Origin of the sequence: Nocardioides aquaticus, assembly GCF_018459925.1 — a bacterium.
Lineage (GTDB): Bacteria > Actinomycetota > Actinomycetes > Propionibacteriales > Nocardioidaceae > Nocardioides > Nocardioides aquaticus.
On record NZ_CP075371.1, the window covers coordinates 394,946 to 412,815 of the forward strand.

Below are 17,870 nucleotides of genomic sequence, written 5' to 3' on the forward strand. Positions count from 1 at the left end.
TCTACACAGGAGAGAGAAGAGCCGCCCCACGGGACAGCGGGATCCGGTCACTTCTCCACAAGGCGTGATGGGGAACGACATGTGGGTTGAGGACTGGGCCGCCGACGCGGCCTGCAAGACCGTGCGTCCGGACGAGCTCTTCGTGCGCGGCGCCGAGCAGAACAAGGCCAAGCAGGTCTGCTCCGGCTGCCCGGTGCGCACCGAGTGCCTGGCCGAGGCGCTCGACAACCAGATCGAGTGGGGCGTGTGGGGCGGGATGACCGAGCGCGAGCGCCGGGCCCTGATCAAGCGTCGCCCCAACGCCTCCTGGCGCGCGGTGCTCGAGGCCGCCCGCACCCAGGGCACGCCGGCGGCGCAGCCGCAGCCGGTCGGCACCTCCGCCTGACTCACCCGGCGAGCAGGTCGCCCACGCGGCGGAGCCCCACGAGGTCGTGCACGTCCCCGGCGAGCGCGGCGACCACCGTGGTGGCCACCTGCGGGTGCGCCGCGGCGAACCCGTCGCGCAGCCGCGTCTCGCGCTCGACCAGGCGCACCTGGTCTGCGTGCAGCCGGAGCAGCCCCGCGGTCGGGGCGTGGTCGTCGACGCCCCCGCCGCCGCGCTGCAGCCGTTCGGCCGCCCCGGCGGCCTCGTCGGCCGACAGGTCGCCCGCGGGTGCTACCGAGGCGCGGTTGACGACGAGGCCGGCGAGGGGCATCCGGTCCTCGCCGAGGCGCTCGACGAAGTACGCCGCCTCGCGCAGCGCGTCCGGCTCCGGCGCCGCGACGACGAGGAACGCCGTCTGCTCGTCCTGGAGCAGCGCGTAGGTGCGCTGCGCCCGCTGGCGGAACCCGCCGAAGACGGTGTCGATCGCGGCCACGAACGTCTGCAGGTCCCGCAGCACCTGGGCGCCCAGGATCCGGGTGAGTGCCGAGGTCACGATGCCCAGCCCGGCGGTCATCAGCCGCGCCGGACCGCGTGCGGGGGCCAGCATCAGCCGGATGAAGCGGCCGTCGAGGAACCGCGAGAGCCGCTCGGGGGCGTCGAGGAAGTCCAGGGCCGAGCGGGAGGGCGGGGTGTCGACGACGATCAGGTCGTAGGTGCCGTCGGCCTGCGCCGCGGCGTGGATCTGGCCCAGCTTCTCCATCGCCATGTACTCCTGCGTCCCGGCGAAGGAGCTGGAGAGCACCTGGTAGAACGGGTTGTCCAGGATCTGCCGGGCCTTCTCGGGGCTGGCCTGGCTCTCGACCACCTCGTCGAAGGTGCGCTTCATGTCCAGCATCATCGCGTCGAGGCGACCGCCCGCGGCCGGGTCGACGCCCTCGACGGGGCGCGGGGTGTTGTCCAGCTCGGCGATGCCCATCGACTGCGCGAGGCGGCGTGCGGGGTCGATGGTGAGCACCACGACGGTGCGGCCGCGCTCGGCGGCCCGCAGCGCCAGCGCCGCGGACGTGGTCGTCTTGCCGACCCCGCCCGCGCCGCAGCAGACGATGATGCCGGTGGCCCGGTCGTCGATCAGCGCGTCCACGTCGAGGACGGGTGCGGGCACGCGTGCGGCGCTCATGCCATCCCCTGCTCACGCAGCGCGCGGGCGAGGTCGTGCAGGGCGCCGAGGTCGACGCCGCCGGTCAGGCGCGGGAGCTCGTACGAGGGCCGGCCCAGCCCCGCCACGCGGGTGCGCTGGGTCTCCTCCAGCTCCCGTCGGTCGGCGTGGTCGCGGGCCAGCCCGAGCAGGTCCTCGACCAGCGCGTCCTCCGTCCCGAGACCGGCGCCCTCGAGGTCGGCGCGCACCGCCTCGGCGTCCAGGGTCCCGGAGCGGGCCGCGGCCAGCGCGGGCGCCGGGAGGTCCTGGGGGCGTAGGAGGTTGGTCACCACCCCGCCGACGGGCAGGTCGGCCGCCATGAGCTCGGCGATGCCGTCGCCGGTCTCCTGCACGGGCATCTCCTCCAGGACGGTGACCAGGTGGACCACGGTGCGCGCGGAGCGGAAGAGCCCCATCATCGTGTCGGCCTGCGAGCGGATCGGCCCCACCTTGGCCAGCCCGGCGACCTGCTCGCTGACGTTGAGGAACTGCACGATCCGGCCGGTGGGCGGGGCGTCGAGGACCACCGCGTCGTACGTCGTGGCGCCCTTGTTGCGGGAGTTCCGGTCGACGGCCTCGTAGATCTTGCCCGTCAGCAGCACGTCCCGCACCCCGGGCGCGATGGTGGTCGCGAACTCGATGATCCCGAACCGGTCGAGCGCGCGGCCGGCCCGGCCGAGCTTGTAGTAGAGGGCGAGGTACTCCAGCAGCGCGGACTCGGGGTCGATGTGCAGCGCGTGCACGGCGCCCGCGCGGCCACCGGCGTCGGGGAGCCCGGAGGTCAGGCGGCGTTCCTCGAAGGGCAGCGGGTCCACGTCGAACATCCGCGCGATGCCCTGCCGGCCCTCGACCTCGCAGAGCAGCACGTTCTTGCCGTGACCGGCCAGGGCCAGGGCCAGGGCGGCGGCCACGGTGGACTTGCCGGTGCCGCCCTTGCCGGTCACCACGTGCAGACGCGCCTTCGGCCAGTCGCTCACGCGGCGAGCGTAGGGGGTCCGGACGGGTGGCGGGCGCCCCCGCGCGACCGCGTCGGCCGACCCCGCGCCGCGAAGGTCACCTCGACGCGCCGCGAGCGTCATCTCGGCTGTCCGGGAGCGTCATCTCGGCGCGTCCGGCGAGCCGCGTTTGACGTGGGTCACACCGGACCCGTTGGATCGCGGGTGACCTGCAGTCGAGGCGTGAGGAGCAGCGGCATGGACAAGGTGGTGGAGTCGGCGGCCGGAGCGGTGGCCGACATCCCGTCCGGGGCACGACTGGCGGTCGGGGGCTTCGGGCTCTGCGGCATCCCGTCGGTGCTGATCGACGCCCTGCTGGAGCAGGGCGCCGACGACCTCGAGGCGTACTCGAACAACTGCGGGGTCGACGACTGGGGCCTCGGCCGGCTGCTGATGGCCAAGCGCCTGCGGCGCATGGTGGCCTCGTACGTCGGGGAGAACAAGGAGTTCGCCCGGCAGTACCTCTCGGGCGAGCTCGAGGTCGAGCTCACCCCGCAGGGCACCCTGGCCGAGCGGATGCGCGCCGGCGGGTCCGGGATCGCGGCGTTCTACACCGCGACCGGCGTCGGCACCCAGGTCGCCGAGGGCGGGCTGCCCTGGCGCTACGACAGCGACGGCAACGTCGTGGTGGCCTCGCCGGCCAAGGACACCCGCACCTTCGAGACGCACCGCGGTGCCCAGGAGTTCGTGCTCGAGGAGGCGCTCGTGGCCGACTTCGCGCTGGTCCGGGCCTGGAAGGGCGACCGGCACGGCAACCTGGTCTTCCGGCAGTCCTCGCAGAACTTCAACCCGCTCGCCGCGATGTGCGGGCGGATCACGGTGGCCGAGGTCGAGGAGCTCGTCGAGCCCGGCGACATCGACCCGGCCGAGGTGCACCTGCCCGGCGTCTACGTGCACCGCGTGGTGCCGCTGACGCCCGAGCAGGCGGCCGACAAGCGGATCGAGAAGAAGACGGTGCAGGCATGAGCTGGTCGCGTGAGGAGATGGCCGCCCGGGCGGCCTCGGAGCTGGAGGACGGCTCGTACGTCAACCTCGGGATCGGGCTGCCGACCCTGGTGCCCAACTACGTCCCCGACGACGTCGAGCTGGTCCTGCAGAGCGAGAACGGGATCCTGGGCGTGGGGTCCTACCCCGTCGACGGCGAGGAGGACGCCGACCTCGTCAACGCCGGCAAGGAGACCGTCACCGTGCGCCGGGGCGCGTCGTTCTTCGACTCCGCCACGAGCTTCGGGATGATCCGCGGCGGCAAGATCGACGCCGCGATCCTCGGCGCGATGCAGGTCAGCCGGGCCGGTGACATCGCCAACTGGATGATCCCCGGCAAGATGGTCAAGGGCATGGGCGGCGCGATGGACCTCGTCCACGGCGCCCGCAAGGTGGTCGTGCTGATGGAGCACGTCGCCCGCGACGGCTCGCACAAGATCGTCGAGGAGTGCTCGCTGCCCTACACCGGGCGCGGCGTGGTGCAGCGGATCATCACCGACCTGTGCGTGCTCGACGTGACCGACGCGGGCCTGCGCCTGGTCGAGCTGGCGCCCGAGGTCACGCTGGAGGAGGTCCGCGAGAAGACCGGGCCCGAGGTGCTCGCGGACTAGGTCGCGGGCCGGGGAGTCACGCGCAGCGGGACGGTCGGGGTGTGCACCGGCAGCGCGGACAGCTGCGCGCGGACCCGGTAGTCGCCCGGCGGCAGCCGCTCGACGTCGTAGGTCGTCCAGCGCAGCGGCAGCCACACGTCCCCGGCCGCGTCCGGCGCCGCCGCGGGTCCCAGGCCGGCGAAGGCCTGCCGGGCCTGGAACGGCAGCGGCTCCTCGGTGGTCGGGTCGAGGACGTGACCCACGACGTGGGTCCCGTCCTCGGGGTCCCAGTCCAGCGGCAGGCGGGTGCCGTCGTCGGCGTAGCGGCCGATCCGGACCTGCAGGTCGGGGACGGCCGCGGCGGGCAGCTCGAGGGAGGACGACGGCCAGTCCAGCCGGAGCCCGGCCCCCCGCTCGCTCCTGGCGGGGCGCTCCGGCTCGGCCCAGGAGACGTGGGCGCGCCAGCCGTCCTCCGTGCGGTCGAGGCCGGCCCGCCACCAGTGGTGGGGTCGCCGGGACGACGGGGCGAGCAGGACGACCTGCCGGGGGTTGCCGCGGTCGACGACGCGCCACCCGGTCCGGGGCACGGGCCCGTCCTCCTCCTCGTCCTGCCCGCCGCGGTCCGCGACCACGGCGAGCCCGTCCTACGACGTCGGGAACGGGCCGCCGTCGGCGGCCAGGAGGCTCCGTCCGACCTCGAGGCCGTGGACCGTGACGAGGGGGGACATGGGACGACCCTAGGAGGGCCGCTCCCGAGTAGGGTTCCGCGCATGACCAAGTGGGAGTACCTGACCGCGCCGATCCTCACGCATGCGGCGAAGCAGATCCTGGACAACTTCGGGGCCGACGGCTGGGAGCTGGTGCAGATCGCGCCGGGGATGAACCCGGAGAACCTGGTGGGCTACTTCAAGCGTCCGGTCGGCTGAGCCGTGGCGCACCCGGAGGAGGTCCTGGCCGGGCTCGGGCTGAGCGTGCCCGAGGTCGCGGCGCCGGTGGCGGCCTACGTGCCCGCGGTCCGCACCGGCGACCTGGTGCTCACCGCCGGGCAGCTGCCGCTGCGCGCCGGCGAGCTGCTGGCCACCGGCAAGGTCGGCGCCGGCGTGAGCGAGGAGGAGGCGTACGCCTGCGCGCAGCAGTGCGCGCTGAACGCGATCGCCGCGGTGAAGTCGGAGATCGGCGACCTCGCGCTCGTGCGCCGGGTGGTCAAGGTCGTCTGCTTCGTGGCCTCGAGCCCGGACTTCACCGGCCAGCCGCGGGTCGCCAACGGCGCCTCCGAGCTGCTCGGCCAGGTCTTCGGCGAGGCCGGCGTGCACGCCCGCTCGGCCGTCGGCGTGCCGGTGCTGCCCCTCGACGCACCCGTCGAGGTCGAGATCATGGTCGAGGTCGGGTGAGGATCCCGGTCCCGCCCGTCCGGCTGGGCCAGGACGTGGTCGACCTCGCGGCGGAGTACGCCGACGGTCGCCGCGAGCCGGTCGAGCCGCGCGACGCCGCCACGGTGGTGCTGACCAGGGACGGGTCGCGGACCGGGGCCGGACCGGACGTCTACCTGCTGCGGCGGCAGACCTCCATGGAGTTCGCCGCGGGCATGTGCGTCTTCCCCGGGGGCGGCGTCGACCGCCGCGACTTCGACACCGAGGTCGCCTGGGCCGGCCCGACGCCGCAGGAGTGGGCGGCGCGGCTGGACTGCGACGAGGACCTCGCCCGTGCCCTGGTCTGCACCGCGGTGCGCGAGACCTTCGAGGAGTCCGGCGTGCTGCTGGCCGGTCCGTCGCACGACGAGGTCGTCGCCGACACGACGGGGGAGGACTGGGAGGCCGACCGGGTCGCGCTGGAGACCCGCGAGCTGGCGATGACCGACTTCCTGACCCGGCGGGGCCTGGTCCTGCGCACCGACCTGCTCGGGGTCTGGGGCGCCTGGCTGACGCCCGTCTTCGAGCCCCGGCGCTACCGGACGTGGTTCTTCACCGCGGTGTTGCCCGCGGGGCAGCGCACCCGCGACGTCTCCTCCGAGTCGTCCTCGGTGACCTGGCTTCCGGCGCTGGGCGCGGTCGAGCAGGTGGAGGCCGGGGAGATGCTGATGATGCCGCCGACCTACCTGACCTGCCTCGAGCTGGCGCAGCACGCCGACCCGGGCGAGGTGCTGGCCGACGCCGGCGGTCGCCGCGTCGCCATGCACACCCCGACCGTGGTCGAGCACCCCGCCGGCGGTCACACGCTGTCGGTCCCCGAGCACCAGCGGGCGGTGCTCCAGGCCCGTCACGGGGACGCGTGAGCGCCTCGTCGGGTCCCGGCTGGGCCGGAGGCCCGTTCGGCGCACGCGGACGCTGCGTGCTCGCGCCGAACGCCGACGTGATGACGCTCGACGGCACCAACACGTGGGTGCTGCGCGAGCCGGGCGCCCGGCGCTCGGTGGTCGTCGACCCCGGCCCGTCGATGCTGGCCCACCTGGACGCCGTGGCGTCGTTCGCGCAGGTCGACGGCGGCCCGGGCGAGGTCGCGGCCGTGCTGCTCACCCACCACCACCTCGACCACAGCGAGGCCGCGCGCGAGTTCGCCGAGCGGGTCGGCTGCGGGGTCCGCGCGCTCGACCCCGCGCTGCGGCTCGGGTCGGAAGGGCTCACCGACGGCGACGTCGTCGAGGTCGACGGTCTCGAGGTACGCGTGGTCGCCACGCCCGGCCACACCGCCGACTCGCTGTCGTTCTGGCTGCCCGCCGAGGACGCCGTGCTCACCGGCGACACCGTCCTGGGTCGTGGCACCACGGTCGTCGCGCACCCCGACGGGCAGCTGGGGGCGTACCTGGACTCCCTGGACCGGCTGCACGCCGTCGCCTCCGAGCACGGCATCACCCAGGTGTGGCCGGGCCACGGGCCCGTGCTCGACGACGCGCTCGGGGTGCTCGAGCACTACCGGGCCCACCGCCACCAGCGCCTGGCGCAGGTCCGTGGCGCGCTCGCCGACCTCGGCCGCGCTGCCGGCGACGTGCACGAGGACGACGGCCTGCCCCGCCAGGTGGTCGAGACGGTCTACGCCGACGTCGACCCGGTCCTGTGGGGCGCGGCCGAGCTCTCGGTCCGCGCCCAGCTGGCGTACCTCGCCGGCTGACCAGGCGGGCTGTGACGCTGTGTTACGTCCTCTGGTGAGGCGTCGTGGCGCAGCGCCAGACGACGTGACACAGCGTGACAGCTGAGTGGGTCGGCGTCAGCGGGCGCGGCGGCCCAGTCGCTCGATGTCCATGATCACCACGGAGCGGGGCTCCAGGCGCAGCCAGCCGCGGGAGGCGAAGTCGGCCAGGGCCTTGTTGACGGTCTCGCGGGAGGCGCCGACCAGCTGGGCGAGCTCCTCCTGCGTGAGGTCGTGGTGGACGTGGATGCCGTCGTCGGCCGAGCGGCCGAAGCGGTCGGCGAGGTCGAGCAGCGCCTTGGCCACGCGGCCGGGGACGTCGGAGAAGACCAGGTCGGCCACCACGTCGTTGGCCTTGCGCAACCGGCTGGCGAGCTGGGTGAGCAGCCCCCGGGCGACCGTGGGGCGGCCCTCGAGCCAGCGCAGCAGGTCGTCGTGGGAGAGCGAGGCGAAGCTGGTGTCGGTCACCGCGGTGACCGTCGCCGAGCGCGGGCCGGGGTCGAAGAGCGACAGCTCGCCGAACATCTGGCCGGGACCGAGGATGGCCAGCAGGTTCTCCCGGCCGTCCGCGGAGGTCCGGCCGAGCTTCACCTTGCCCTCCATGACGATGTAGAGCTTGTCGCCGGAGTCGCCCTCGTGGAACAGCACCTCGCCCCGGCGGAGACGGCTCTCGGCCATCGAGGTGTGCAGCGCAGCGGCTGCTTCGTCGTCGAGCGCGCTGAACAGCGGCGCCTGGCGCAGTACGTCGTCGTCCACGTGGTCCTCCTGACGCTCCCGGACATTCCGGCCGAGCATATCGAGTGCGGCATCTCACACGCGAATGCAGGGGCGAGCGGTGCCAGTGTGGCGCAGGTGACCCCGGCGGCGCCGACCGGTCCGCGACCCGGCCCCGTCAGGTGCGGCGACGGGCCGTCGGCACCGCGCCGTAGTCTGGCCACCGTGAGTGCTCCCTCCTCGTCGGGCCCCCCGTCGGCCGCCGGTGGGCGACCGTCGACCGCGCTGGTCCGGCGTGCCCGCAAGGTCGACCGCGCCCTCGCCGCGGCCTACCCCGAAGCGCGGTGCGAGCTGGACTTCGCCGACGCCTTCGAGCTGCTCGTGGTCACGGTGCTCAGCGCGCAGACCACCGACCGGCGGGTCAACACCACCCGGCCCACCCTCTTCGCGGCCTACCCCGACGCGCCGGCCATGGCGGCCGCGGACCGGGCCCACCTCGAGCAGATCCTCGGCCCGCTCGGTTTCTTCCGGGCCAAGACCGAGTCGCTGCTCAAGCTCTCCGCCGCCCTCGTCGCCGACCACGACGGCGAGGTCCCGCCCCGTCTGGAGGACCTGGTGAAGCTCCCCGGGGTCGGCCGCAAGACCGCCAACGTGGTGCTCGGCAACGCCTTCGACGTCCCGGGGATCACCGTCGACACGCACTTCGGGCGCCTGGCGCGCCGGCTGGGGTGGACCGAGGAGACCGACCCGGTCAAGGTCGAGCACGCCGTCGGTGCGCTGTTCCCGAAGCGGGACTGGACCATGCTCAGCCACCACCTGATCTGGCACGGGCGGCGCCGCTGCCACGCCAAGAAGCCGGCGTGCGGCGCCTGCCCGGTCTCGCACTGGTGCCCGTCCTTCGGCGACGGCCCCACCGACCCGGTCGCCGCGGCCGCGCTGGTCAAGACCCAGGGTCCCGCGTGAGGACCCGGACGACCCGGCGCGCGGCCGCGCTGTCGGCCGCCGGCGCCGTCCTGGTGCTGGCCGGTGGCTGCACGTCGGCCCCCGCCGAGGAGGCGGTCGAGACGCTGCCGGAGGTGACGCTGCAGACCTTCGACGCGCCGGGCCGGCAGGCCGGCGAGCAGCAGGGCGAGGTCTACCTGCCCGAGGTGGAGGGGCCTGCGGTGGTCAACCTGTGGGCGTCGTGGTGCACCCCGTGCCGCGAGGAGCTGCCCGTGGCCGAGCAGTTCGCCCAGGACCACGGCGACCGGGTGCGGGTGCTCGGCGTGAACTACCTCGAGAGCCAGCCCGAGGAGGCGCGGTCGCTCGCGGAGGAGAGCGGGCTGACCTTCCAGCTGCTCCAGGACCCCGACGGCGAGCTCGACGGCGCCTCGCCCTTCCCGACCCTGCAGGGCCTGCCGTTCTGGGCCTTCGTCGACGCCGACGGCCGCGTGGTGCACCGCGAGTTCGTGGTCGTCGAGTCCGAGCAGCAGCTCGTCGACCTGGCCGAGGAGCACCTCGGGGTGCGCCTGTGAGCACGCACGCGGGCCGCGCGCCCGAGGTCCCCGCGGGGATGCCGGAGTGGCTGCGCCCGGTCGCGGAGCGCGCCGGCGGGATCACCGTGCACGACCTGACCCGCTTCCTGCCGCCCGAGGACGCCGAGCCCCGCCGTGGTGCGGTGCTGATGCTGTTCGGCGAGGGTGAGCGCGGCCCCGAGCTGCTGCTGACCGAGCGTGCCCACGGCATGCGTTCCCACCCGGGCCAGGTCTCCTTCCCCGGCGGCGGGATCGACCCGGGCGAGACCACGGCCGAGGCCGCGCTGCGCGAGGCGTGGGAGGAGACCGGGCTCGACCCGACCGGCGTCGAGGTCTTCGCCGAGCTGCCCGAGCTCTGGCTGCCGCCCTCCAACTTCGCCGTCACGCCGGTGCTGGCGTGGTGGCGCGAGCCGGGCCCGGTCCATGTCGCGTCGCCCGAGGAGGTGCACGCCATCCACCGGGTCGTCCTGCGCGAGCTGGTCGACCCGGAGCACCGGATCCGGGTCCGCGGGCCGTCGGGCTGGGTCGGCCCCGGCTACCTGATCGGCGACGACAAGGACGTCATCTGCTGGGGGTTCACCGCCGGCATCATCAGCCGGCTCTTCGACGTCCTCGGCTGGACCGAGGAGGTGGACGACGCCCCGATGCACGACCTGCCCGACTACATGCTCGTCGGGCGCCGCGTCGACCGCGAGCCGGTGCGCGAGTCCCTGGAGGACGGATGAACCTGCTCGACTGGCTGCTGGTCGTCCTCGTCCTGGTCTACGCCCTCAGCGGCTACTGGCAGGGCTTCGTCACCGGGGCCTTCGCCACCGGCGGGCTGCTCCTCGGCGGTCTGCTCGGCGTCGTCCTGGCCCCGCTCGCGCTGGGCGACGCCGACCCGTCGCTGCTGGTCTCGCTCGGCGCGCTGTTCATCGTCATCCTGGCGGCCTCGCTGGGCCAGGCGCTGTTCCAGTACGCCGGGGCGAGGCTGCGCGACAAGATCACCTGGCAGCCCGCGCGCGCCCTGGACGCGGTCGGCGGAGCCGCGCTCAGCGCGATGGCCGTCCTGATCGTGGCGTGGGCGCTCGGCGTCGCGGTCGCCGGCTCACGGATCGGCTCCGTGACGCCGCTGGTGCGCGACTCCGCGGTGCTGGAACGGGTCGACCAGGTCGTGCCGGCCCCGGCGACGGCGGCGCTGCAGGCCTTCAACAACGTGGTCGGGGCCAGCTTCTTCCCGCGCTACCTCGAGCCCTTCGCCCCGAGCGGATCGTCGAGGTCGGGCCCGGGCCGAGGCGGCTGCTGCAGGACCCCGACGTCGTGGACGCGGAGCGGAGCGTGCTGAAGGTGCGCGGCGACAACGTCTGCGGCCGGGGCGTCGAGGGCAGCGGAGTCCTGTACGCACCGGGGCGGCTGATGACCAACGCCCACGTGGTGGCCGGCGTCTCCCAGCCGACGGTCGAGATCGGTGGCACCACGGTGGGGGCCAGCACGGTCTACTACAACGCCGACCTGGACGTGGCGGTGCTCGCCCTCGACAGCGGGCAGACGCCGACCCTCGACCTCGAGGAGGGCGCCCGGCCCCGCGACGGCGTCGCCATCGTGGGCTACCCCGAGGACGGCCCGTACGACGTGCAGCCCGGCCGGATCCGCTCCGAGCAGAGGCTCCGCTCGCCCGACATCTACGGCGAGGGCGCGGTGATCCGCGAGGTCTACTCGCTGCGCGGGCTGGTGCGCCCCGGCAACTCCGGCGGCCCGGTCCTCGACTCCGAGGGCGACGTGGTCGGCCTGGTGTTCGCGGCGTCGGTGACCGACGCCGACACCGGGTACGCCCTGACCGCGGCGCAGGTGACCCGCAGCGCCGAGCTCGGCACGCAGAACACCGAGGCCGTCAGCACCGGCGACTGCGCCGCCTGAGACCACCGGTCGGCCCTGGTCAGGGCTGGTCGGCGGTCCGTCGGCGGTCCGTCAGCGCTTGCCCTTGAGAGCCTTGGGGATCTCGCGGCCCTGGGCGATCGCGCGCTCAGGGGGCCCGACCTTCTGGAGCTTCTTGTACCCGATCAGGCCCAGGCCGCCGGCGACCAGCAGGTAGAAGCCGAAGACGATCAGGAAGGCCCAGTGCAGGGCCAGGCCGTCGCCGTTCCAGTTGATGAAGAACGCGATCGCGATCGAGAGCATGATGATCGCCAGCACGCCGACGAACGCGGCGGCGGCGAACATGGCGACGCCGATCCCGCCCGAGCGGACGGTGACCTTCAGCTCCGACTTGGCCAGGGCGATCTCCGAGGAGATCAGGCCCGAGATGTCGCGGCTGGCGTCGGAGACGAGGCGACCGATGGTCGGCTCGGTGTCCTTCACCGGGGTGTTGGCCATGCTGTGCTCCCAGGTCGTGCGCGGCGGGTGTGTCGTGCGGTCCGGACAGACCCTATCCAAGCCGGGCGGGGTCGGCGCCCACCCCGGCCGTCAGGCCGGGGGAGTCGCGGGGTCGGCGTCCCCGGTCTGGTAGACGTCGGGGATGCCGTCGCGGTCGTCGTCGCGGGTCTCCTTCTCCTCGACCCGCTTGTAGACCTTGTTGCGCGCACGCAGCACGACGGTGGCCAGCAGCGCCGCGGTGACCGAGCCGAGCAGGACGCCGACCTTGACGTGCTCGTCGCGCTCGCTGCCCTGCCCGAAGGCCAGCTCGCCGATCAGCAGGGAGACGGTGAACCCGATGCCGGCGAGCATCGAGACGCCGATGACGTCGACCCAGGACAGCTCGTCGTCGAGGTCGGCCTTGGTGAAGCGGGCGAAGAGCCACGAGGCGCCGGTGATGCCGACGGTCTTGCCGACCACGAGCCCGGTCAGGATGCCCAGGGCGACGGGGTCCTTCAGCGACTCGACCAGGCCGGACAGCCCGCCGACGGTGACCCCGGCGGCGAAGAAGGCGAAGACGGGGACCGCGATCCCGGCCGAGATCGGGCGGACGAGGTGCTCGAGGTGCTCGGCCAGGCCGGGGCCGTCCTGACCGTCCTTGCGCAGGACCGGCACGGTGAAGCCGAGCAGCACCCCCGCGACGGTGGCGTGGACACCGGACTCGTGCACCAGCACCCACGCGACCAGGGCCAGCGGGACCAGCAGCCAGACCTGGCGGAAGCGCTTCTGCACCAGCAGGCCGAAGACGGCGATCGGCACCAGCGCCAGCGCCAGGAACAGCGGCTGCAGCTCGTCGGTGTAGAAGATCGCGATGATCGTGATGGCCAGCAGGTCGTCGACGACGGCGAGGGTCAGCAGGAAGGTGCGCAGGCCCGTGGGCAGGTGGGTCGAGATCACCGCGAGGATGGCGACGGCGAAGGCGATGTCGGTCGCGGTGGGGATCGCCCACCCCTCGAGGGCGCCGTTCGAACCGAGGTTCCAGGCCACGAAGATCAGGGCCGGGGCGATCATGCCGCCCACGGCCGCGGCGATCGGGAGCGCGGCCCGCTTGGGGTCGCGCAGGTCGCCGGCGACGAACTCGCGCTTCAGCTCGAGACCGACGACGAAGAAGAAGATCGCCAGCAGCCCGTCGGCTGCCCAGGTGCCGATGCTGAGGTCGAGGTGCAGCGACTCCGGACCGATCACGTAGTCGCGGGCGGCGGTGTAGTACTCCGCCCAGGGGGTGTTCGCCCAGATGATCGCGACGAGGGCACCGGCGATGAGCAGCATCCCACCGGTGGTCTCGGCCCGGAGGACTCCGGCGATGCGGGAGCTCTCCAGGAAGGACCCGCGGGAGAACAGGCGGTCCTGCTCGGCGTGGTGCTCGGACTCGGCCTGGGCGTGGTCCGGTCCGGGGGCCGGCTCCCGCCGGGCGGCGGGGGAGAGATCGGGCTGGTCGGGGCTCATGACTGCTCCTACGGGGTCGATGACGACGTTGCCGACCAGACTTCCCGGCGCACCGCGGACCATCCTAGGGTGCCGGGCCTCACCCCGGGGACGACGAGACCGCGGGGGCCGGTGCCCCCGCGGTCCGTGTCCGTGCCGCGTCCGTGCGCCGTGCGGCGCGGTGCCTCACTCGTCCGAGGAGGCCTTCGAGCCCTTGCTGATCAGGTCCATCACCGAGGAGTCGGCCAGCGTGGTGACGTCGCCGACCTCCCGGTTCTCGGCCACGTCCTTGAGCAGGCGGCGCATGATCTTGCCCGAGCGGGTCTTGGGCAGCTCGGCCACGACCATCACCTGGCGCGGCTTGGCGATCGGCCCGATCTCCTTGCGGACGTGGTTGCGGAGGTCCTCGACGATGTCCTTGCCGCCGTCGCCGGCCTCGTCGGTCAGGATCACGAACGCGCACACCGCCTGGCCGGTGTCCTCGTCCTGGGCGCCGACCACGGCCGCCTCGGCGACCTTCGGGTGCGAGACCAGGGCGGACTCGATCTCGGTCGTGGACAGCCGGTGCCCGGAGACGTTCATGACGTCGTCGACGCGACCGAGCACCCACAGGTCGCCGTCGGTGTCCTTCTTGGCGCCGTCGCCGGCGAAGTAGTAGCCCTGCTTGCGGAAGCGCGACCAGTAGGTGTCGACGTAGCGCTCGTCGTCGCCGTAGATGGTGCGCAGCATCGAGGGCCACGGCTTGGTCAGCACCAGCAACCCGCCCGACCCGTCGGGGACGGGGTTGCCCTCGTCGTCGACGACCTCGGCCGAGATGCCCGGGATCGGGATCATCGCCGATCCCGGCTTGCCGTGGGTGACGCCGGGCAGCGGGCTGATCATGATCGAGCCGGTCTCGGTCTGCCACCAGGTGTCGACCACGGGGGTCTTGTCGGCGCCGATGACGTGGCGGTACCAGACGTACGCCTCGGGGTTGATCGGCTCGCCCACCGAGCCGAGCAGCCGCAGCGAGGACAGGTCGCGCCCGTCGGGGATCTCGCGGCCCTGCTTCATGAAGGAGCGGATCGCGGTCGGGGCGGTGTAGAAGAGGGTGACGCCGTACTTCTCGATGATGTCCCACCACCGGCCCCGCTCGGGGCTGTCGGGGGTGCCCTCGTAGAGCACCTGGGTGGCGCCGTTCGCCATCGGGCCGTAGGTGATGTAGCTGTGCCCGGTGATCCAGCCGATGTCGGCGGTGCACCAGTAGACGTCGGTCTCCGGCTTGAGGTCGAAGACCGCCCAGTGGGTGTAGGCCGAGCCGGTCAGGTAGCCACCGGTGGTGTGCAGGATGCCCTTGGGCTTGCCGGTGGTTCCGGAGGTGTACATGACGAAGAGCGGGTGCTCGGCGTCGAAGAACTCGCAGGCGTGCTCGGTGGAGGCCGAGCCGACCGCGTCGTGCCACCAGACGTCGACGTCGTCGTCCCACGTCTCGAGGTCCTGGCCGGTGCGCTGCACGACGAGGACCTTGCTCACGTCGTGGCCGTTGCTGGCGGCCTTGGCGCGGGCCTCGTCGACGGCGGGCTTGAGGGCCGAGGGGGCGCCGCGGCGGTAGCCGCCGTCGGCGGTCACGATCGCCTTCGCCTTGCAGTCGGCCAGGCGGGTGGCCAGGGCGTCGGAGGAGAAGCCGCCGAAGACGACGGTGTGCGGGGCGCCGATCCGGGCGCAGGCCAGCATCGCGATCACGGCCTCCGGGATCATCGGCATGTAGATTGCGACGCGGTCCCCGGTCTCGACCCCGAGCGCCGTCAGCGCGTTCGCGGCCTGCGAGACCTCGTCCTTCAGCTGGGCGTAGGTGAGGTCGCGGGTGTCGTCGACGGGCTCGCCGACGAAGTGCAGGGCGACGCGGTCGCCGTGGCCGGCCTCGACGTGGCGGTCGACGCAGTTGTAGGCGGCGTTGATCCGGCCGCCGACGAACCACTTCGCGAAGGGGGCGTCGTCCCAGTCCAGGACGCGCTCGAAGGGCGTCTCCCAGGACAGCCGCCCGGCCTGCTCGGCCCAGAAGGCCTCGTAGTCGGCGTCGGCCCGCTCGTAGGCCTCGGCGGTGAGGTTGGCGTGCTCGGCGAGGTCGGCCGGCGGCTCGAACCGCCGGTCCTCCTTCAGCAGGTTGGACAGGGTCTGCTCGCTCACGTTCTTCTCCCCGGTGGGTCGTGGGTGGGTGGTGCTGACGGGTGGCGCGGGGCCGGCAGGTGGTCCCGCCCGTCCTGGGACGCTGTGTCGTCCGACACTGTGTCGGTGCCCAGGTTGCTCCGGGGTTGTCCCCCGGTGCCACCCCCGCCCCGGACCTGACGGCCCGGGGCGCGGGTGGAGCGGTGCCGGTCGGTCAGTGGCTGATCGCCTTCTCGGAGCCCGCGCCGGTCAGCGCGCGCACCTCGAGCTCGGTGTAGCGGTCCTCGGCGGCCGGCTCGCGGCTGCTGAGGGCACCGATGATGCCGAAGAGGAAGCCGAGCGGGATCGAGACCAGGCCCGGGTTCTCCAGCGGGAACCAGGAGATGTCGATCCCGGCGGGCAGCAGGGAGAGGTTCTCGCCCGAGGTCGGGTCGGTCTTGCCCGACATCACCGGGGAGAAGATCACCAGCCCGATGCTGGCGACGAGCCCGCCGTAGATGCTCCACAGGGCGCCCCGGGTGTTGAACCGGCGCCAGAAGATGTTGAGCAGGATCGTCGGCAGGTTCGCCGACGCGGCGACGGCGAAGGCCAGCGCCACCAGGAACGCGATGTTCAGGTTCTGGGCCGGGATGGCCAGGAGGATCGCCACCAGGCCGATGCCGGCCGCAGCGATCCGGGTCACCCGGATCTCCTCCTTCTCGGTGGCCATCCCCTTCTTGAACACGTTGTTGTAGACGTCGTGCGCCACCGACGCCGACGACGTCAGCGTCAGGCCGGCGACGACGGCCAGGATGGTGGCGAAGGCGACCGCCGCGATCAGGGCGAGCAGGATGGCGCCGCCGGTCGTGCCGGCTCCACCGCCCACCTCCTCGGCCAGGCGGGGTGCGGCGAGGTTGCCGGCCGGGTCGAGCGTGCTGGTGTCGAGCAGCGCCGCGGCGCCGAAGCCCAGGATCAGGGTGAAGAGGTAGAACACGCCGATCAGCCCGATGGCCCACAGCACCGACTTGCGGGCGTCCCGCGCGGTCGGGACCGTGTAGAAGCGGATCAGGATGTGCGGCAGACCGGCCGTGCCGAGCACCAGCGCGAGGCCGAGGCTGACGAAGTCCAGCTTGCTGGTGAGGCTGCCGCCGTACTTCAGGCCGGGCTCGAGGAACGCGGAGCCGGCGCCGGAGTTCGTGGCGGCCTGGCCGAGCAGGTCGGAGATGTTGAAGCTGAACTGGGCCAGCACCAGCACCACGATCAGCGCGGAGCCGACCATCAGCAGCACGGCCTTGATGATCTGCACCCAGGTCGTGCCCTTCATGCCGCCGACGGTGACGTAGAAGATCATCAGGGCGCCGACGCCGAAGATGACGATGTTCTTGATCGCCTGGTTGTCGACGCCGAGGAGCAGCGCGACGAGCGTGCCCGCACCGACCATCTGGGCGAGCAGGTAGAAGATCGAGACCACGACCGTCGACGTCGCGGCGGCGAGGCGGACCGGGCGGCGACGCATCCGGAAGGCGAGCTGGTCGGCCATCGTGTAGCGACCGGAGTTGCGCAGCATCTCCGCGACCAGGAGCAGCGCCACCAGCCAGGCGACCAGGAAGCCGATCGAGTAGAGGAAGCCGTCGTAGCCCGACAGCGCGATGATCCCGGAGATGCCCAGGAAGGACGCCGCCGACATGTAGTCGCCGCCGATGGCCAGGCCGTTCTGGATCGGGGAGAAGCTGCGGCCGCCGGCGTAGAAGTCCGAGGTGCCCTCGGTGGAGCGGCTGGCGCGGATGGTGATGAAGATGGTGAGCGCCACGACGCTCAGGAACAGGACGGTGGTCAGGACCTGGTCGTTCATGCGCGCTTGCCCTTCTCGTACTCGGCGTTCAGCTGCTCGGCCAGCGGGTCCAGCTTCGCCACGGAGAACCGGGCGTAGAGGAACGCGATGCCGAAGGTGGTCACGAACTGGAGGAGCCCGAAGACGAGGGCGACGTTGATGTTGCCCACCAGCCGGTGGGCCATGAAGCCGGACGCCCAGTTCGACATCACGACGTAGAGCAGGAACCAGGCCAGGAAGACCACCGTGGCGGGCAGCACGAAGCCCCGGTAGCGCTTGCGCAGCTCGATGAACTCGGGGCGGTCGTGGATCTCGTCGTAGACGGGGTCGTGCCGGGCGGCTGTGCCCGGTGGGGTGTCGGCTTCTTGGCTCATCGGTGCGCCTCTCGGTGCGGGAGTAGTGACCGGCGTCACGTTAGGGGCGCCGCTCCGCGCCGACGAGGGCTGACCGGCGGTGCTGCGGCGAGCGGTCGGCCCGGCACGGCGAGCGGTCGTGCCGGCGGTGGTGCGCGTGGTCGCGCGCACCGCCGTGAGCCCGTGAGCCCGTGAGGGGGCCGTGACAGAAGTCCCGCTCACCGGACACAGCCGGGCAACCCCGGCGTCGGACGCTGGAGCGAAACC

At 72.9% G+C, this 17,870-nt stretch carries 21 protein-coding genes; 12 read left to right on the forward strand and 9 right to left on the reverse strand.

Annotated elements, in window-relative coordinates; all coding sequences use genetic code 11:
* Positions 1 to 79: 79 nt before the first annotated feature.
* Positions 80 to 385 carry a WhiB family transcriptional regulator gene (locus ENKNEFLB_RS01915; RefSeq protein WP_246535966.1) on the forward strand — a complete coding sequence of 102 codons (306 nt, stop codon included), beginning with the start codon at positions 80 to 82 and terminating at the stop codon, positions 383 to 385.
* Between the two features lies 1 nt (position 386).
* Here ENKNEFLB_RS01915 and bagB read toward each other — a convergent pair whose 3' ends face one another.
* Positions 387 to 1,541 carry an ArsA family ATPase gene (gene bagB, locus ENKNEFLB_RS01920; protein ID WP_214057655.1) on the reverse strand — a complete coding sequence of 385 codons (1,155 nt, stop codon included), beginning with the start codon at positions 1,539 to 1,541 and terminating at the stop codon, positions 387 to 389.
* Positions 1,538 to 2,536, reverse strand: coding sequence for an ATPase BagA (bagA, locus tag ENKNEFLB_RS01925; RefSeq protein ID WP_246535785.1), 999 nt, complete (start codon positions 2,534 to 2,536; stop codon positions 1,538 to 1,540). The genes bagB and bagA overlap by 4 nt, the downstream gene beginning before the upstream one ends.
* Before the next feature lie 216 nt (positions 2,537 to 2,752).
* Between bagA and ENKNEFLB_RS01930 the strand changes: the two genes are divergently transcribed.
* Complete coding sequence (locus tag ENKNEFLB_RS01930) at positions 2,753 to 3,520, forward strand: CoA transferase subunit A (protein ID WP_214057657.1); 768 nt, start codon at positions 2,753 to 2,755, stop codon at positions 3,518 to 3,520.
* Positions 3,517 to 4,149, forward strand: coding sequence for a CoA transferase subunit B (locus tag ENKNEFLB_RS01935; protein ID WP_214057658.1), 633 nt, complete (start codon positions 3,517 to 3,519; stop codon positions 4,147 to 4,149). Before ENKNEFLB_RS01930 ends, ENKNEFLB_RS01935 begins: the two co-directional genes overlap by 4 nt.
* Here ENKNEFLB_RS01935 and ENKNEFLB_RS01940 read toward each other — a convergent pair.
* Entirely contained in the window at positions 4,146 to 4,760 is a 615-nt protein-coding gene (locus ENKNEFLB_RS01940; RefSeq protein WP_214057659.1) for a hypothetical protein, read from the reverse strand. The genes ENKNEFLB_RS01935 and ENKNEFLB_RS01940 overlap by 4 nt on opposite strands.
* 138 nt (positions 4,761 to 4,898) lie before the next feature.
* Between ENKNEFLB_RS01940 and ENKNEFLB_RS01945 the strand changes: the two genes are divergently transcribed.
* The 4 genes from ENKNEFLB_RS01945 to ENKNEFLB_RS01960 are packed head-to-tail and all read left to right on the forward strand — an operon-like array spanning position 4,899 to position 7,233.
* Entirely contained in the window at positions 4,899 to 5,054 is a 156-nt protein-coding gene (locus ENKNEFLB_RS01945) for a Sp36 family protein (RefSeq protein ID WP_160010109.1), read from the forward strand.
* 3 nt (positions 5,055 to 5,057) lie between these two features.
* On the forward strand, positions 5,058 to 5,519 hold the full coding sequence (locus tag ENKNEFLB_RS01950; protein WP_214057660.1) for a RidA family protein: 462 nt from the start codon (positions 5,058 to 5,060) through the stop codon (positions 5,517 to 5,519).
* Positions 5,516 to 6,400 (forward strand): NUDIX hydrolase, encoded by an 885-nt coding sequence (locus ENKNEFLB_RS01955; RefSeq protein ID WP_214057661.1) that lies wholly within the window; start codon positions 5,516 to 5,518, stop codon positions 6,398 to 6,400. Before ENKNEFLB_RS01950 ends, ENKNEFLB_RS01955 begins: the two co-directional genes overlap by 4 nt.
* Positions 6,397 to 7,233 (forward strand): MBL fold metallo-hydrolase, encoded by an 837-nt coding sequence (locus ENKNEFLB_RS01960; protein WP_338040938.1) that lies wholly within the window; start codon positions 6,397 to 6,399, stop codon positions 7,231 to 7,233. Before ENKNEFLB_RS01955 ends, ENKNEFLB_RS01960 begins: the two co-directional genes overlap by 4 nt.
* Positions 7,234 to 7,329: 96 nt before the next feature.
* On the opposite strand, the gene ENKNEFLB_RS01965 is transcribed toward ENKNEFLB_RS01960, so the two are convergent.
* Positions 7,330 to 8,007 (reverse strand): Crp/Fnr family transcriptional regulator, encoded by a 678-nt coding sequence (locus ENKNEFLB_RS01965; protein ID WP_246535786.1) that lies wholly within the window; start codon positions 8,005 to 8,007, stop codon positions 7,330 to 7,332.
* A gap of 183 nt (positions 8,008 to 8,190) precedes the next feature.
* Between ENKNEFLB_RS01965 and nth the strand changes: the two genes are divergently transcribed.
* The 5 genes from nth to ENKNEFLB_RS22350 are packed head-to-tail and all read left to right on the forward strand — an operon-like array spanning position 8,191 to position 11,375.
* Complete coding sequence (gene nth, locus ENKNEFLB_RS01970) at positions 8,191 to 8,928, forward strand: endonuclease III (protein WP_246535787.1); 738 nt, start codon at positions 8,191 to 8,193, stop codon at positions 8,926 to 8,928.
* On the forward strand, positions 8,925 to 9,479 hold the full coding sequence (locus ENKNEFLB_RS01975; protein WP_214057663.1) for a TlpA disulfide reductase family protein: 555 nt from the start codon (positions 8,925 to 8,927) through the stop codon (positions 9,477 to 9,479). The genes nth and ENKNEFLB_RS01975 overlap by 4 nt, the downstream gene beginning before the upstream one ends.
* Positions 9,476 to 10,204 carry an NUDIX hydrolase gene (locus ENKNEFLB_RS01980; protein WP_246535788.1) on the forward strand — a complete coding sequence of 243 codons (729 nt, stop codon included), beginning with the start codon at positions 9,476 to 9,478 and terminating at the stop codon, positions 10,202 to 10,204. Before ENKNEFLB_RS01975 ends, ENKNEFLB_RS01980 begins: the two co-directional genes overlap by 4 nt.
* Complete coding sequence (locus ENKNEFLB_RS22345) at positions 10,201 to 10,803, forward strand: CvpA family protein (RefSeq protein WP_246535789.1); 603 nt, start codon at positions 10,201 to 10,203, stop codon at positions 10,801 to 10,803. Before ENKNEFLB_RS01980 ends, ENKNEFLB_RS22345 begins: the two co-directional genes overlap by 4 nt.
* Positions 10,728 to 11,375, forward strand: coding sequence for a MarP family serine protease (locus ENKNEFLB_RS22350; protein ID WP_246535967.1), 648 nt, complete (start codon positions 10,728 to 10,730; stop codon positions 11,373 to 11,375). The genes ENKNEFLB_RS22345 and ENKNEFLB_RS22350 overlap by 76 nt, the downstream gene beginning before the upstream one ends.
* A gap of 51 nt (positions 11,376 to 11,426) precedes the next feature.
* Here ENKNEFLB_RS22350 and ENKNEFLB_RS01990 read toward each other — a convergent pair whose 3' ends face one another.
* The 5 genes from ENKNEFLB_RS01990 to ENKNEFLB_RS02010 form a co-directional block, all read right to left on the reverse strand.
* Positions 11,427 to 11,831, reverse strand: coding sequence for a phage holin family protein (locus tag ENKNEFLB_RS01990; RefSeq protein ID WP_214057664.1), 405 nt, complete (start codon positions 11,829 to 11,831; stop codon positions 11,427 to 11,429).
* 90 nt (positions 11,832 to 11,921) lie between these two features.
* Entirely contained in the window at positions 11,922 to 13,316 is a 1,395-nt protein-coding gene (gene nhaA, locus ENKNEFLB_RS01995; RefSeq protein WP_214057665.1) for a Na+/H+ antiporter NhaA, read from the reverse strand.
* A gap of 165 nt (positions 13,317 to 13,481) precedes the next feature.
* Positions 13,482 to 15,461: an acetate--CoA ligase gene (gene acs / locus ENKNEFLB_RS02000; protein ID WP_214057666.1), complete on the reverse strand. Its 1,980-nt coding sequence runs from the start codon at positions 15,459 to 15,461 to the stop codon at positions 13,482 to 13,484.
* 193 nt (positions 15,462 to 15,654) lie between these two features.
* Positions 15,655 to 17,271, reverse strand: coding sequence for a solute symporter family protein (locus ENKNEFLB_RS02005; RefSeq protein WP_214057667.1), 1,617 nt, complete (start codon positions 17,269 to 17,271; stop codon positions 15,655 to 15,657).
* Positions 17,268 to 17,624 carry a DUF485 domain-containing protein gene (locus tag ENKNEFLB_RS02010; RefSeq protein WP_214057668.1) on the reverse strand — a complete coding sequence of 119 codons (357 nt, stop codon included), beginning with the start codon at positions 17,622 to 17,624 and terminating at the stop codon, positions 17,268 to 17,270. Before ENKNEFLB_RS02010 ends, ENKNEFLB_RS02005 begins: the two co-directional genes overlap by 4 nt.
* Positions 17,625 to 17,870: the final 246 nt, after the last annotated feature.

Coding starts and splice junctions, on each gene's coding strand:
- nhaA (WP_214057665.1), bottom strand. CDS start 13,316: ATGAGCCCCGACCAGCCCGATCTCTCCCCCGCCGCCCGGCGGGAGCCG.
- bagB (WP_214057655.1), bottom strand. CDS start 1,541: ATGAGCGCCGCACGCGTGCCCGCACCCGTCCTCGACGTGGACGCGCTG.
- ENKNEFLB_RS01935 (WP_214057658.1), top strand. CDS start 3,517: ATGAGCTGGTCGCGTGAGGAGATGGCCGCCCGGGCGGCCTCGGAGCTG.
- ENKNEFLB_RS01990 (WP_214057664.1), bottom strand. CDS start 11,831: ATGGCCAACACCCCGGTGAAGGACACCGAGCCGACCATCGGTCGCCTC.
- ENKNEFLB_RS22345 (WP_246535789.1), top strand. CDS start 10,201: ATGAACCTGCTCGACTGGCTGCTGGTCGTCCTCGTCCTGGTCTACGCC.
- ENKNEFLB_RS01915 (WP_246535966.1), top strand. CDS start 80: ATGTGGGTTGAGGACTGGGCCGCCGACGCGGCCTGCAAGACCGTGCGT.
- ENKNEFLB_RS02010 (WP_214057668.1), bottom strand. CDS start 17,624: ATGAGCCAAGAAGCCGACACCCCACCGGGCACAGCCGCCCGGCACGAC.
- ENKNEFLB_RS01930 (WP_214057657.1), top strand. CDS start 2,753: ATGGACAAGGTGGTGGAGTCGGCGGCCGGAGCGGTGGCCGACATCCCG.
- ENKNEFLB_RS01945 (WP_160010109.1), top strand. CDS start 4,899: ATGACCAAGTGGGAGTACCTGACCGCGCCGATCCTCACGCATGCGGCG.
- ENKNEFLB_RS02005 (WP_214057667.1), bottom strand. CDS start 17,271: ATGAACGACCAGGTCCTGACCACCGTCCTGTTCCTGAGCGTCGTGGCG.